The organism is Bulleidia sp. HCP3S3_C9, from assembly GCF_052064035.1.
Classification (GTDB): domain Bacteria; phylum Bacillota_I; class Bacilli_A; order Erysipelotrichales; family Erysipelotrichaceae; genus Bulleidia.
Window position 1 is genome coordinate 18,584 of the sequence record NZ_JBQHWJ010000007.1, and the last position, 14,236, is coordinate 32,819.

Annotated in this window: 17 protein-coding genes, 1 tRNA gene and 1 pseudogene; 16 read left to right on the forward strand and 3 right to left on the reverse strand. The window is 35.6% G+C overall.

The genetic code is table 11. The features are described from left to right. The first annotated feature begins 22 nt into the window (after positions 1-22). Together ACTND6_RS02590 and tnpA are read left to right on the forward strand one after the other, a co-directional pair. A complete protein-coding gene (locus ACTND6_RS02590) occupies positions 23-1,375 on the forward strand; it encodes a sodium-dependent transporter (RefSeq protein ID WP_441021808.1) in 1,353 nt (450 codons plus the stop codon). A 200-nt stretch (positions 1,376-1,575) separates the two neighbouring features. Next, positions 1,576-2,096, forward strand: a pseudogene (gene tnpA / locus ACTND6_RS02595) (IS200/IS605 family transposase). Positions 2,097-2,157: 61 nt separating this feature from the next. On the opposite strand, the gene ACTND6_RS02600 reads toward tnpA, so the two are convergent. Then, entirely contained in the window at positions 2,158-2,517 is a 360-nt protein-coding gene (locus ACTND6_RS02600) for an FMN-binding protein (RefSeq protein WP_441021806.1), read from the reverse strand. Between the two features lie 123 nt (positions 2,518-2,640). Here ACTND6_RS02600 and ACTND6_RS02605 point away from each other — a divergent pair. The 4 genes from ACTND6_RS02605 to hpf all read left to right on the forward strand — a co-directional run bounded on the left by ACTND6_RS02605 (position 2,641) and on the right by hpf (position 5,881). After that, positions 2,641-2,731 (forward strand) — tRNA-Ser (locus tag ACTND6_RS02605). A 222-nt stretch (positions 2,732-2,953) separates the two neighbouring features. Next, complete coding sequence (gene aroD, locus ACTND6_RS02610; protein WP_441021804.1) at positions 2,954-3,691, forward strand: type I 3-dehydroquinate dehydratase; 738 nt, start codon at positions 2,954-2,956, stop codon at positions 3,689-3,691. Positions 3,692-3,731: 40 nt separating this feature from the next. Then, positions 3,732-5,198 (forward strand): DUF2779 domain-containing protein, encoded by a 1,467-nt coding sequence (locus ACTND6_RS02615; protein ID WP_441021802.1) that lies wholly within the window; start codon positions 3,732-3,734, stop codon positions 5,196-5,198. Positions 5,199-5,353: 155 nt separating this feature from the next. Further along, entirely contained in the window at positions 5,354-5,881 is a 528-nt protein-coding gene (gene hpf, locus ACTND6_RS02620; protein WP_178175218.1) for a ribosome hibernation-promoting factor, HPF/YfiA family, read from the forward strand. A 28-nt stretch (positions 5,882-5,909) separates the two neighbouring features. Here hpf and ACTND6_RS02625 read toward each other — a convergent pair whose 3' ends face one another. After that, positions 5,910-6,572: a hypothetical protein gene (locus ACTND6_RS02625; protein WP_178175219.1), complete on the reverse strand. Its 663-nt coding sequence runs from the start codon at positions 6,570-6,572 to the stop codon at positions 5,910-5,912. A gap of 135 nt (positions 6,573-6,707) precedes the next feature. Here ACTND6_RS02625 and ACTND6_RS02630 point away from each other — a divergent pair, with 135 nt between their 5' ends. From ACTND6_RS02630 to ptsP, 3 genes are read left to right on the forward strand one after another with little or no spacing between them, the layout of a single operon-like run. Then, positions 6,708-7,037 carry an MG284/MPN403 family protein gene (locus tag ACTND6_RS02630; RefSeq protein WP_178175220.1) on the forward strand — a complete coding sequence of 110 codons (330 nt, stop codon included), beginning with the start codon at positions 6,708-6,710 and terminating at the stop codon, positions 7,035-7,037. 32 nt (positions 7,038-7,069) lie between these two features. Further along, complete coding sequence (locus tag ACTND6_RS02635; protein ID WP_320100480.1) at positions 7,070-7,303, forward strand: hypothetical protein; 234 nt, start codon at positions 7,070-7,072, stop codon at positions 7,301-7,303. A gap of 5 nt (positions 7,304-7,308) precedes the next feature. Continuing rightward, positions 7,309-9,018 (forward strand): phosphoenolpyruvate--protein phosphotransferase, encoded by a 1,710-nt coding sequence (gene ptsP / locus ACTND6_RS02640; protein ID WP_441021799.1) that lies wholly within the window; start codon positions 7,309-7,311, stop codon positions 9,016-9,018. 72 nt (positions 9,019-9,090) lie between these two features. Here the strand turns inward: ptsP and ACTND6_RS02645 are convergent, their stop codons facing one another. Then, entirely contained in the window at positions 9,091-9,825 is a 735-nt protein-coding gene (locus ACTND6_RS02645) for a fructose-bisphosphatase class III (RefSeq protein ID WP_441021797.1), read from the reverse strand. 94 nt (positions 9,826-9,919) lie between these two features. Between ACTND6_RS02645 and ACTND6_RS02650 the strand changes: the two genes are divergently transcribed. From ACTND6_RS02650 to ACTND6_RS02680, 7 genes are all read left to right on the forward strand, one after another. Further along, entirely contained in the window at positions 9,920-10,651 is a 732-nt protein-coding gene (locus ACTND6_RS02650) for a YebC/PmpR family DNA-binding transcriptional regulator (RefSeq protein WP_441021796.1), read from the forward strand. Between the two features lie 82 nt (positions 10,652-10,733). After that, positions 10,734-11,624, forward strand: coding sequence for an alpha/beta fold hydrolase (locus tag ACTND6_RS02655; RefSeq protein WP_441021795.1), 891 nt, complete (start codon positions 10,734-10,736; stop codon positions 11,622-11,624). Between the two features lie 69 nt (positions 11,625-11,693). After that, complete coding sequence (locus ACTND6_RS02660) at positions 11,694-12,197, forward strand: YceD family protein (RefSeq protein ID WP_178175226.1); 504 nt, start codon at positions 11,694-11,696, stop codon at positions 12,195-12,197. Between the two features lie 16 nt (positions 12,198-12,213). After that, a complete protein-coding gene (gene rpmF / locus ACTND6_RS02665) occupies positions 12,214-12,390 on the forward strand; it encodes a 50S ribosomal protein L32 (protein WP_178175227.1) in 177 nt (58 codons plus the stop codon). Between the two features lie 125 nt (positions 12,391-12,515). Further along, positions 12,516-12,977, forward strand: coding sequence for a division/cell wall cluster transcriptional repressor MraZ (gene mraZ, locus ACTND6_RS02670; protein WP_441021793.1), 462 nt, complete (start codon positions 12,516-12,518; stop codon positions 12,975-12,977). Then, the gene (gene rsmH, locus ACTND6_RS02675; RefSeq protein WP_441021791.1) at positions 12,974-13,909 is read left to right on the forward strand and encodes a 16S rRNA (cytosine(1402)-N(4))-methyltransferase RsmH; all 936 of its coding nucleotides are present in this window, start codon (positions 12,974-12,976) and stop codon (positions 13,907-13,909) included. Before mraZ ends, rsmH begins: the two co-directional genes overlap by 4 nt. Before the next feature lie 4 nt (positions 13,910-13,913). Then, positions 13,914-14,234, forward strand: a complete 321-nt coding sequence (locus tag ACTND6_RS02680; RefSeq protein ID WP_178175229.1) for a hypothetical protein — start codon at positions 13,914-13,916, stop codon at positions 14,232-14,234. Positions 14,235-14,236: the final 2 nt, after the last annotated feature.

Here is a 14,236-nt window from a genome sequence, read left to right on the forward strand (position 1 = left end):
CTGTTGAAAAAATGGGGAAAATATGAAAAGAGAGAAATTTGGATCACGCATTGGCTTCCTGCTTGTATCTGCAGGATGTGCAATTGGTATTGGAAACGTATGGAAATTTCCATATCTTGCTGGACAAAACGGTGGGGGCTTTTTTGTTCTGTTTTATTTGTTGTTTTTAATTATTATGGGTTTACCTGTATTAACGATGGAATTAGCAGTCGGCAGAGCATCGAAAGCTTCTGTTGTACAGGCATATGAAAAACTAGAGCCGAAAAATTCATTCTGGCATATCCATGGATGGGTGTGTATTTTTGGATGCTTGATGCTGATGATGTATTACACAACAGTATGCGGATGGATGATTGCGTACTTTGTTAAGTTTTTACAAGGTACATTTAATGGTATTTCTACTGAAGCTGCGAATATGGTTTTTTCTAATATGCTGGCCAGTCCAGAAGAGCTGCTTTTATATATGGCAATCAGTGTTTTTGGTGGTTTTGCGATATGTTCTTTTGGTTTGCAAAAGGGTCTGGAAAAAATTTCTACGATTATGATGAGCGCACTCATTGTATTGATTGTTGTTTTAGCTGTACATTCCTGTCTGTTGCCTGCAGCAAAGTCAGGTATTGCATTTTATCTTTTGCCAAGCATGGAACGATTAAAGCAGGCAGGAATATCAACTGTCATTTCTAATGCGATGAATCAGGCGTTCTTTACATTGTCATTAGGTATTGCGGCGATGGAAATCTTTGGGTCATACATGTCTAGTGAAAAAACGTTAACAAGCGAAGCATTTACGATTGCTTCCTTAGATACGTTTATTGCTTTACTGGCTGGATTGATTATTTTCCCGGCATGCTTCTCATTTGGTGTAGATCCTGATGCTGGACCGTCTTTAATATTCATGACATTGCCAAAAGTTTTTATGCATATGCAGGGTGGACAATTATGGGGAACATTGTTTTTTCTATTTATGTCATTTGCGAGTTTTTCAACTGTGATTGCGGTTTTTGAAAACCTGATCTCTACAACAATGGAAAACTTTCAATTTTCTAGAAAGAAGGCAGTACTCATCTGTTGCGTCATTGTATTTGTTATGAGTATTCCATGTGCACTTGGATACAATGTTCTATCAGATGTACATTTGATTGGAGGAAGAGATATTCTAGATTCTGAAGACTTCCTTGTATCAAATTTATTGCTTCCTGGAGGTTCATTGATCTATTTATTGTTCTGTACAACAAAATGGGGATGGGGATTCGATTCATATATGGAAGAATGTAATAAAGGAAACGGAATGCATTTATCAAAGAAGCTTAAGCCATACTTTCAATACGTATTGCCGGTGCTGATTTTAATCATTCTGATACAAGGACTGTTATAAAATTTATTTGAATGGACTATGCCAGTGAAATAGAATTCACTGGCTTTTTAAATGTCTGTTAGGGCGTTTAATAATACCACGTACTATGCGCGTGGATAAAAGAGCTTTAGCGTTGGGCGATATAGTATAAAAAATCTCCAAGTCGTAAGATAGAAATGGACTGACAACCACAACTATCAAAAGACAAGGAGAAGATACCTATGAAAATAGATAACACACAAAGTTTATCGCATACAAGTTATCGGTGCAAGTATCATATAGTGATAGTGCCCAAATATAGAAGAATGGTGATATATAATCGTTTGAGAAGAGATATCATCGAAATATTGAAAGTATTGATTCAAAGAAAACCTGATGTACGTACCATTGAAGGTGAGGCGTGTCCAGATCATATTCACATGCTACTAGAGATACCACCAAATATCTGTTATCAGAAATTATGGGATATTTGAAAAGCAAATCAACATTGATGATATTCGACAGACATGCAAATTTGAAATATAAATACGGGAACAGACATTTCTAGGCAAGAGGATATTTTCTTGATACAGTTGGAAAGAATGAAAAAGTAATAAGAGAGTATATTCAAAACCAACTGCAAGAAGACAAATTAGCAGATCAGATGAGTATGAAGGAATTTATAGACCCTTTTACGGGTGAGCCTGTAAAAGAAGGCAAGGGAAAGATTCCTTATAGGGCGAGAGCATACCACGTCTTTTAGGCGTGGTTATGTGATATATTGTGAACTAAAAAAGGATGCGTATTTGCATCCTTTAAAGTGCTTATTCGTAGTCGCTTGCGTTTAAGCCGGCAGCTTCTAAAGCAGCTTTCGCTGCATCCTTGATTGCATCAGAAGTGACTGTTGCACCAGTCACACCATCAACACTGATTTTGTTTTCCTTTACAATTTCACCAGGTAACTGATCAATAGCATTTGTGCCGATTCCTTCTGTTTCTCCAGCACCGTCAACGGAACATTCAGTGATTTTACCATCTTTTAATGTTAAAGTAACAGTAACGTCACCCATACCTTTTGCTGTACCTTTTGTTGTTCCAGAATATGCAGAACTCTTTGAAGAAGAACAAGCAGTGAGTGAAGCTGCCATAGCAATTGCAACAAGACTATTTAATAATTTTTTCATTTATTTTTCCTCCGTATAATGGCATTATATCGAGGAAATTTGAAAATAACAACGCTTTTACAAAAATAGATATAAAATAATGTTTGCTTTTCATTCTAATCTGTTGTAAACTAGATAAGCAATGCAGGATTACCCAAGCGGTTGAAGGGGCGGGCTTGGAAAGCTCGTAGATCGGGAAACCGGTGCCAGGGTTCAAATCCCTGATCCTGCGCCATAGATGAGTATCTGGAGACAGATACTTTTTTTATATTTTATTGCGTTGTAAAATGTTTGAGGAATATGAAAAAGAATAGAAAATTCAAAACAAATCTGTTGAGAGGTTTTTCCAGATTTCAGAAATTCTGGATTATTTTGCTTCTTTTATTATTAGCTGTTTCTTTATGCTTAACAGTGATTCAATTATTTATTTTGTTATTGATGCGATAAAGGTGAATATATGATTGTAAGAAATATAGAATTTGGGAATGGAACACCTAAGATCTGTGTTCCTGTCATGGGGAAGAATCTTCATTTATTAGAAGAGGAAATCTCTAATTTGCAAGGGTTGAAATATGATCTTGTTGAGTGGAGAATTGATTTCTATGAAGATATGGATCAAGTAAAAAATGATATTTATGTAATACGTGATCTTCTAGGAGAAACACCATTACTTGTAACATGTCGAACACAAGATGAAGGTGGAAATGTCTGCGTGAGCAAAGAAGAGTATTGTTCTCTATTGAAACCGGTGATTTCTAGTCAATGTTGCGATCTTGTTGACCTTGAATGTTTTCTAGATGAAGAAATCATTACTTCACTTGTAAAATATGCACATGAAAATGGTGTGAAAGTTATTATGAGTAATCATGATTTTTCAAAGACTCCTTCCTATGAAGAAATCATGTATCGCTTTTCTAAAATGGAACAAATGCAGTGTGATATTGCTAAAGTAGCATATATGCCAAAAGACAGTGATGATGTTTTGACACTTTTGCGTGCTACAAATGATGCCTCCAGAATGATGTCTTGCTTACTTGTATCAATGTCAATGTCTCAATTAGGTGTTATTTCAAGAATTTCTGGGGAATTTTTTCATTCCTGTATGACATTTGGGTGTGCAGAGAATGCAACTGCGCCAGGTCAATTAGAAGCAAATGTTTTAGCTGGTATCCTGGAAGCTTTGCATCAACGATGAAACAAAGATACTTGTGTGTTACAATAACGTAGGTGATTTTATGTTTCATATTAGTGATTGTAAAAAGTTTTCTAGATGTCCGCGCTTATATTTCAATGATTTAAAGGATGATACGACAGAATATCATCCATTTGTTCGTTTGGATGAAAAAGTAAGTGACCTGGCAATTCAGAAATTAGGAATTCAAGAATATTTTCTTGGCAGTGTTGGTGATGAAGCACAAAAAGCATTGGATGCTTTAGAAAAGTATGAATGGTTGGTAAAGGCTCGTTTTGAGTATGATTCTCTGCGTGTGAAAGTACCATTTCTACATCGTACAAATCGTGGATGGGATTTGTATTTTCTATTTATTGGTATTTATCCACATACAAATGATCTCGCATTTTATACAGATACTTTATGGGTATTGGAAAATAATGGCATTCAAATCAATGATATTTACATGATTCACCTGAATGGTGAATATGTTCGTGGAAAACAGCTTGATCCAGAAAAGCTGTTTGTCGTGACTGACTGTTTCTATAATAATAAAAATAATCCGACGCAGCCAATCAAGCCAACACTTCTGCAGGCAATGAAAGATGTGCATCCTTTACTGGAAGAGATGAAAAATACAACACTGGAAGATTTAGAACCTCCTGTTAGAACGAATAAATGCACAGGAAGAAGCAAGTGTATTTATTATGAACAATGTTTTCCACATGAAGAAAAGATGGAGGATAATTCCATTTTGACGCTGATTGCTTCAAGTGAGAAATATAAGATGCTGGAAGAAGGAAAACGCTATTTAAAAGATGCTGATATTGAACGCATTGAAGGAAGCAGACAACAATTTGCTCAAATCTGTGCAGATTTGAATGGAGGATTGTTTGTTGATCATTTAGCTTTACATTCCTGGCTGTCAAAGATTCAATATCCAATTGCATTTTTAGATTTTGAATGGGAAAGATTTGCTATTCCACCATACATTGGGATGAAGCCGTATGATGTCTTGCCATTTGAATATGCCTTGATTATCATGCATGAAGATGGCTCCTTGCAGAAAAAGATTTATCTTAATATTCATGATGATCGTAGAGATATGGCAGAAAATCTGACAAAAGATATTCCATCAACTGGAACAGTCATTGCATATAATGCAGAAGGAGCAGAAAAAGTGAGAATTCAAGAATTTGCACAACTGTTTCCTGATTTAAGCAAGAAGCTTTTATCCATCAATGAAAGGATGGAAGATCTGCAATTGCCATTCTTGTCTGGAACTGTATATGATACAAGAATGAGAGGACAATGGTCTTTGAAATCTATCATGTCTATGATGGATGATCCAGGATATCAGGCATTGGATATTCGTCAAGGAATGGATGCGGTATTTCAGTGGAGACATTTAGATTATAACGATGAAGTGGATCAAGAAGAAAAGAACAAAATCATTGAGGATCTGAAGAAATATTGTGGTATGGATTCCTATGCAATGACGGTTGTCTATAACTGGTTGAAAAAAAAATAAGAAGTTCAGTGAATGAACTTCTTTTTTATCTTATTTCTTCATCTTTTTTTCACATTATTCCTAAAAGAACTGCTATAATAAAATTATCAAAAAGATATATCTAAAAAATAATCGTCACATGTGTGTATTATACAATTTTAGCAGGAGGAATTATTATGAGGTTCGAAATTGTAGGTAAAAATGTCACTGTTACACCAGCTATGAAGGAGAAGATCGAAAAGAAAATTTCATCATTGAGCAAGTACCTGATTATCAATGATGATACGATCGTAAGAGTCGTTGCACGTGTCTATCCGAATTCTCAGAAAGTAGAAGTTACGATTCCAACAAAGATCGGTATTTTAAGAACTGAAGTAGTAAATGATGATTTCTATGCAGCAGTTGATTTAGCAATTGATAAGCTGGAAGATCAGATTAGAAGACAAAAGACCCGCCTGAGCAAGAGACATAAAGAACATCTTGTACAAGCATTTATTGATGAAATTGAATCCGAAGAAGAAAATGATATTCCAGTAAAGACAAAGAGTGTTACTGCAGAAGAAATGGTACTAGATGAAGCAATCATGCAAATGGAACTGTCTGGCCATAGTTTCTATATCTATAAAGATGAAGACAGTCAAAAAATCGCAGTTGTATATGCCCGTCATAATGGCGGATATGGATTAATTGAAGTCGATGAGTAACTGAAAAAGCTGGGTTTTCCCAGCTTTTTTATAACAATGATGCAATCATGAAGAACAAATTACTTCCCGCAAAACCAATCAATCCTGGAATGAAGGAATTAGATTGATTATATAAGTAAGAAAGAATCGTACAAAGAACAACGTTATATAACAAGGTAATCAATATTGTTAATAGATTCTTGCTTGGAAGAAATAAGATAGTAGTTAATAAACCAATGGAAATGCCAGATAATAAAATGATTTGCAATTCACGGTGATGAATCGTTAATGGATCCGTAGCACATTTTCCTACAATGCAAAGCATACTTGCTTCTGAGAAAGAGTATGCAATCAGCATTCCAATTCTTGCATATCCGTATCGTACGAGTACTTCTGTCCTTGGCATAATGACAATACATTTTAAGTAACGGTTGCTAATATATGTCCATAAAGTAAACAGAACAAATGCGATAAAAGAATAAATGCATGTATCAATAAAGTTATATTTTGCACGATTATAATGAATGCCAAATAGATTCCAATTGTACATGATCATAACAGCAGCACCTAAATTTAGTGAAAACATTAATGAGAGATCATATTGTACAACAGCGATGTTTATTAAATGTGCCAGCAAAGGTGTGCAGATAAATATTGCCAGCGTTATGAGAATTCTTTTCTTAGATAATGTCGTTATAGATGTATTTGTCATAGGACTCCTTACTGTCACGAGTATTTTATCAATCTTCTAGAAGTTTGTCATTTTTTTAAGAAATTTCAGGGAGATTTAGAAAAAACTGTGAATAGTATTATATATGGAGTAAGAGGGGTAGAAAGGAAGTGGAAAATGTATAAAGGAAAGAAAAACTTTAGACAATTGAAGAAGAATGTGATGTATATTGCAAAATGTTATCGAACAAATATTGATCGTCTTTTATTAGATGGCTATGATAACCATAAGGTTGATTATGTAAAACAGACACATTCGGATTTAGAAATGGTTGGATATCTAAACTTTGTTTTAGAACTATGCTCAAAAGAAAGTAACTTATTCTTACGTGCTGTTTATTTTGATCAAAATGATAACAAACTGTATTTCGAGAGTTTGTCTAGATCTTCATATTATCGTTTGGATCGAAAAGCAATCTATGAAATCGCTGATTGCTTAAACTTGTAATTAATGCTAAAATTTTTTTTAGAGGAATATTCATGAATCAATTGGCTATTCTTAATAAAATCTTAGAAAGAACAAGGGGATTTTCTGCTGGTTTGAAAGCGGATACAACATTTGAAGAATTAAAAATGGATGATTATGAAATTGTTGATTTTTTAATGAATGTTGAAGAATACTATCGTTTTGCATTTCATGAAAACGAAATGTTGGAAATGAAGACAATGCAGAATGTCATGGATATGATCAATAAAAATATGCAGGAGGATTAGAAAAAATGCTGAAAGGTATTGCTGCTTCACAAGGAATTGCTATCGCTAAAGTTTATAAGCTTGTTCAACCAGTATTAGACATCCAGAAGAAAGATGCTAATGCAGAAGAAGAATTATCAAAGCTTGATGCTGCTTTTACAAAGACTGTCAATGATATTGAAAAAATCAAGACAGTTGCTTCAAAGAGCTTGAAAGAAGAAGAACTTGCCATTTTTGATGCTCACTTAATGATGGCAAATGACCCAGAATTTAGAGGCATGATTGAAGAAGAAATCAAGAATAATAATGTCAATGCAGAATATGCCGCAAACACAGTTTCTAGTAACATGGTTGCAATGTTTGAAGCTATGGATGATGAATACATGAGAGGCAGAGCTGCAGATATTCGTGACGTTACATTCAGATTAATGTGCAATTTAACTGGTAAAGAAATTCCAAATTTATCTACATTAGATGAACCAGTTATCGTGGTTGCCAAGGATCTAACACCATCTGATACAGGTTCTCTAAATAAAGAATTTGCAAAGGGATTCGCAACTGAAATGGGTGGACGTACATCTCACTCTGCAATCATGGCTAGATCTCTTGAAATTCCAGCAGTTGTTGGATGCAAAGGTATCTTAGAAGGCGTAGATAACGGTGATATGATCATCTTAGATGCTATCAATGGTGAAGTTATCGTTAACCCTAGTGAAGAAGAAATCAAGTCTTATGAAAAGAAGGCTGAAGAATATGCTGCAGAAAAGGCTGCTTTATTTGCTATGAAGGAACAGCCATCCGTATCTACAGATGGCCACAAGGTATTATTAGTTGGTAATATCGGTTCCCCAGCTGATGTTGATGGCGTATTGGCAAACGGTGGTGAAGGTGTAGGTCTATTCCGTTCTGAATTCCTATATATGAAGAGCGAAGATGATTTCCCTAATGAAGAAACACAGTATGCAGCTTACAAAGAAGTTCTTGAAAGAATGGAAGGTAAACCAGTTGTTATCCGTACATTAGATATCGGTGGTGATAAGAAGTTAAACTACTATTCATTCCCAGAAGAAATGAACCCATTCTTAGGTGTAAGAGCTGTTCGTTTCTGCTTAAAGAGAAAAGATATTTTCAAGACACAGTTAAGAGCATTAATTAGAGCTTCAGCTTATGGTCATTTATGCATCATGTTCCCAATGATCGCTACAGTTGCTGAATTCAAGGAAGCTAAGGCTTGCTATGAAGAAGCTAAGGCTGAATTAATCAGTGAAGGCGTTAAGATTGGTGAAAAGATTGAAGTTGGATGTATGATTGAAATCCCAGCTGCAGCAGTACTAGCTGATCAGTTGTCTAAGTATGCTGACTTCTTCTCCATTGGTACAAACGACTTGATCCAGTACTCTATGGCAGCAGATAGAATGAGTGAACCAGTATCTTATCTCTATCAGCCATTGAACCCATCTATCTTGAGACTTGTCAAGATGACAATTGATGGTGCTCACAAGAATGGCAAATGGTGTGGTATGTGTGGAGAAATGGCAGGCGATGAACTTGCTGCTCCGGTTCTATTAGGACTTGGTCTTGATGAATTCTCAATGTCAGCTACATCTATCTTAAGAGCTCGTAAGATGATCAATGGTCTAAGCTATGCAGAAATGCAGGAATTAGCTGCCAAGGCTGTTGAATTAGATACTTGCGAAGAAGTTACAGAATTAATTAAGTCTGTTGTAGAAAAGTAAGTAATTTGAAAAGATGATCCCGTTTCGTGGTCATCTTTTTTTGTGATAAAAGAAAAAGAGGTTATTGACCTCTTAACAATGTACATATGGCATAGAACTCTTTACATAGAATTCTTTTTTATCATCTAAACGAATACATCCAAGACTTCTTCCGTAGACGCATCCACAGTCGATATGGAAGATTGTATCATTTTTTCCGTGTATGATTTTGTTCTCATATTCAGGTCCATAACAGAATGTAGGTACATGCCCAACAATCATCGTGACATCAGAAAATGGATTATCATCAATTCCGATATGTGACCAGACAAGTACTTCTGGTGGAACTTCAGATAAGTGAATATCTGGCTTGTAGTATTCGTCTAACAATCCACCATGTACAAGAAGAAACTTCTGATTATGAATATCCAGGTACTGATAGTATCTTTTGTTTTCTTCCATATACAGTTTAATGTCATAACATTCAGGAAATGAAAGATCCATATACTGATCGGCTGTTGTATATCCACCGTTGTAGTGGAGCCAGTTCATAAAATCTTCTGTCAAATCTGTCATATTGCTGTCTTTTTTGCAGTTGATCAATTCCTGCATATACTTTTCCAGCCAGACATCATGGTTTCCATATACAATATGCATGTTTGGGCTTGCGATAATTTCCTGCAGTAAAGCAATCGATTCTTTTCCTCTATCACAGATATCACCATTTATCCAAAGCTCATCATATTCATTAGAAAAATTAATTTTTTCTAACATGGCATCGAATTCTTTTTTACAGCCATGTGGATCACTTATTACGTATGTACTCATAGTATAATTATTTTAACACAAATTTTTTTTCTTCACATTCTACATCCTCTTTGATATAATTCTTACGTTATAAATAAAGAGAGGTAATTGAAAGATGGGAAGAGCACATGAAGTCCGCGCAGCATCTATGGCTAAAACAGCGGCAAAAAAATCAAAGCTGTACTCAAGATTTGGAAAAGAATTATATATTGCAGCTAAGAATGGCGTCCCTGATCCTGATATGAACCTAGCATTAAAGAGAAAGATTGCTGAGGCTAAATCGAACCAGGTACCTGCAGATGTCATTAAAAGAGCAATTGATAAAGCAAAAGGTGGCTCAGATGATAACTATGATGAAGCAAGATATGAAGGTTTTGGTCCAGGCAATTCAACAATTATCGTTGACTGCTTGACAGATAATACAAACCGTTCTATCACAGATGTTAAAACATGCTTCAATAAGACACACGGTGCTAAATTAGCTGGTGCCGGCGCAGTATCTTTTGGATATCAGTCTGTTGGTCTATTCGTTTTCCCTTATGAAGACGAAGAAGGCATGCTTGATATTTTAATGGATGGTGATGTTGATGTTGTTGATTTATCTTGTGAAGATGGAACAATGACAGTTAAAACAGCTTTCACAGATTTTGGAAAAGCACAGGAAGTAATTGAAAAGGCAATTCCAAATGTTGAATTTGAAGTATGTGAAGCAACATTACTTCCAGATGAATATGTAACTTTAACATCTCAGGAAGATATTGATGCTTATCACAAGCTCATGGATCTTCTAGATGAAGTTGATGATGTAAACAAGGTTTACACAAACGTAATCATTGAAGGTGAATAAAATCTAGTCTGAAGAGTAATCTTCGGACTTTTTTTCTGTGTATGGTAAAATATTAGTAGAAAAGAAAATGAGGATTTTTATAATGAAAGAACAGAATTTGTCGTATAAATTTTATAGACCGAAAACTGAAGCAGAAGCAGTTGTTTTCTGTGTGCATGGAATGCAGGAACATAAAATGCGTTATGATGCATTTGCAAAATATTTGAATGAAAATGGAATTGCATGTATTACGTATGATTTGCCAGGACATGGAAAAAGTGCAAAAGATGGAAAACCAGGATATTTCTCTGATCAGGATGGATGGAAAACATTGGTGAATTCTGCAGTTGAGATTGCCAAGATGGTAAAAGAAGAATATCCAGATCTTCCACTGATCTATTTCGGTCATTCCATGGGAACAATTATTGGACGTGTTTTTCTGCAGGAACATGATGATTTGGTTGATGAATGTATTTTATGTGGTATTCCATGTTATCAAAGTGCATGCAGGATTGGTATCCTTTTAGCAAAAACTGTAGTAAAAATGAAAGGAAAAGACAGTCAAAGCAAGTTTTTAGAAAATCTGGCAACGGGATCATTTAATAAAGTGATTGATCATCCAGAAACAGATGTTGACTGGCTTTCATATAATAAAAATAATGTACAAGACTATATCAATGATGAATTGTGCGGTGTTCCATTTACTTCACAGGGCTATTTAGACTTATTTACATTAATGTCAAAAATGGGAGATCTTTCCCTATATCAATGTAAAAAACCAGATCTACCAATCTATGTATTTGCTGGAGAGGATGATCCGTGTATTGGTGGAAAAAAGGGGTTTGAAGATAGTATTCAGCGATTACAAAATGTCGGATATAAACATATTGATACAAAACTTTTTACGCATATGAGACATGAGGTGCTGCATGAAGAAAATTCTTTGGAAGCAATGCAGGCTGTAGTAACATGGATTAAGAAAAATATCCACTAAAAGTTGAAATACATTGACTTTGTTAATGTCTTTGTTATAATAATTTAGCGTTAACGAGCGCATATCTTTATGAAATGGACGAGAAGTGAATTATTAAAAAATTCTGTACACGTAAACTTTGATGAAGATGTTACGATTGATGCACATGCATTTGATGGTAATTTACTGATTGAAGATGCGAAAGATGTACATGTATCTGGAAGTGGATTCTTAGATGATGAAAACGACAGATTCTATTGTGAGCTTCGTGTAGAAGGAACGATGATTGTTCCAGATTCTATTACGGGTGAAGCAATCGAGTATCCTTTTGTTTCTGAAAGTAATGAAACATATTCGTTTGAAGAAACAGATGAAGAAGATACACGCGTCGTTAGTGGTGAAGTCATTGACTTGATGGATGCGATTATAGATGCCATTCTATTAGAAGTTCCATTAGAAGTGAGTGATGTTCAAGAAGGAGAGTATCCTGAAGGCGATGGCTGGAAGGTATACAGTGAAGCTGAGTATCAGGAAAGCCGGAAAGATCTTATTGATCCGCGTCTGGCAAAACTGAAGCAATTCAAGAGTGAATAGTAGGAGGTGCTAGACAATGGCTGTACAGCAGAGAAGAGTATCAAAACACAGAAGAGACAAGAGAAGAACACATTATAAACTTGTAGCTCCAACATTAGTTAAGTGTCCTGTATGTGGCGAAGTAAAGCGTCCACATCATGCTTGCCCTAATTGTGGTAATGTAGGTAGTGCAGAAACAAGCGCTGCTAAGTAAAAACAAACATTTTACGAATTAGAATATAGGCTTAGGTCTATATTCTTTTTTGTTTTGTAAAATTGAACGAAATGTATAGTTTTTTCTTGCATACAACAACAGAAGTGGTAGAATAGTGTCATGAAGTGGTAGAAAGTGGAGGAAAAGTGATGGTTATGTTCATGGGCGAGTACAGACATAATCTGGATTCAAAAAACAGACTCATTATTCCTGCCAAATTTCGTGACCAACTTTCTACGTCTGTCTATGTAACTGAATGGATGGACGGATGTCTTGCCGCATATACAGAAGAAAAATGGGGTGAGATGGTAATGAAACTGAACAAGCTTCCTAAGACCAATGCCGCTGCAAGAGCATTTGTAAGACATATTACAGGTAAAGCAGATGAATGCGGTATTGACAGTCAGGGAAGAATTTTATTGCCTCAGTTTCAAATTGATGATACAAAAATCATCAAGAATTGTGTCATTGTAGGTGTCAGCGACCATTTCGAGATCTGGCCAGCTGAAAAATATGATGTCTATGATGATGAATCATGCGAAAGCTTTGAGAACTTAGCAGAAGGATTGACGGATTTATTACAATGAAACACGTATCAGTACTATTACATGAAACTGTAGATTCCTTGAATGTAAAACCAGACGGCATTTATGTTGATGGAACACTTGGCAGAGCAGGGCACGCAAAGTATTTGATCTCGAAATTAACAACAGGTCATCTCTATGCATTCGATAAAGATGAACAGGCATTAAAAGAATCCAGAGAAAATCTAAAAGACGTACTTGATAAAGCAACACTGATTCATGCTGATTTTTCTAGAATGAAAGAAGAACTGCATGCAAGAGGCGTTGAAAAAGTAGATGGAATCATGATGGACCTTGGTGTATCTTCGCCACAGTTTGACGATTCCCAAAGAGGCTTTTCTTATCGCTTTGATGCAAGACTTGATATGCGTATGAATCAGGAACAAGATTTAGATGCAGAGAAAGTCGTCAATACATATTCTGAGCAGGAACTGACAAGAATCTTGAAAGAATATGGTGAAGAAAGATATGCGTATGCAATCGCAAAAGCAATCGTAAAAAAGAGAACTATCCAGCCAATCAAAACAACTTTTGAATTGGTAGATGTGATTAAATCTGCACTTCCTGCAAAGGAACTGCGTAAAAAGGGTCACCCAGCAAAACAGACCTTCCAGGCAATCCGCATTGAGGTAAACAATGAACTTGGTGCATTGCAGAAAGGAATTGAAGAAGCACTGGATCTATTGGATGTAAATGGCAGATGTGCAATCATCACATTCCATTCATTAGAAGACCGTATTGTAAAAAATACATTTAAAGACTATTCCTCTGCTCCATTTGTTGAGCCTAGAATTCCATTGAAGGTTGAACAGATGGAGCAGGCCTCCTTCCAATTAATAAATCGGAAGCCTATATTAGCAACACAAGAAGAACTAGATGAAAATCATCGTTCACATAGCGCAAAGCTGCGTGTGATCGAAAGAATAAAAGGATAAGATCATGGCAAAAATCGTAACTGTAAAAAAGAAAAAAAGAAGAATCAATTTATTCCGATTATCTATCGGACTTTTCTTCATTTCTGCTGCAGCTGCGCTTTTTTCATCTTTATTTTTAAGATCCTATAACAATTCTTTAAGTACACAGAAGCAATCTATTGACTCTCAAATTGCTACAATACAAACACAGAACGATGCTGTAAAAGTAGAAATTCAAACTCTATCTTCCTCTGATCGTGTTGATGAAATCGCTGCTGGCAGTGGCATGAGCCGTAACCAGAATAATGTCATCACAATCACAGATGGCTCACAAGATGGGGAGTGAGA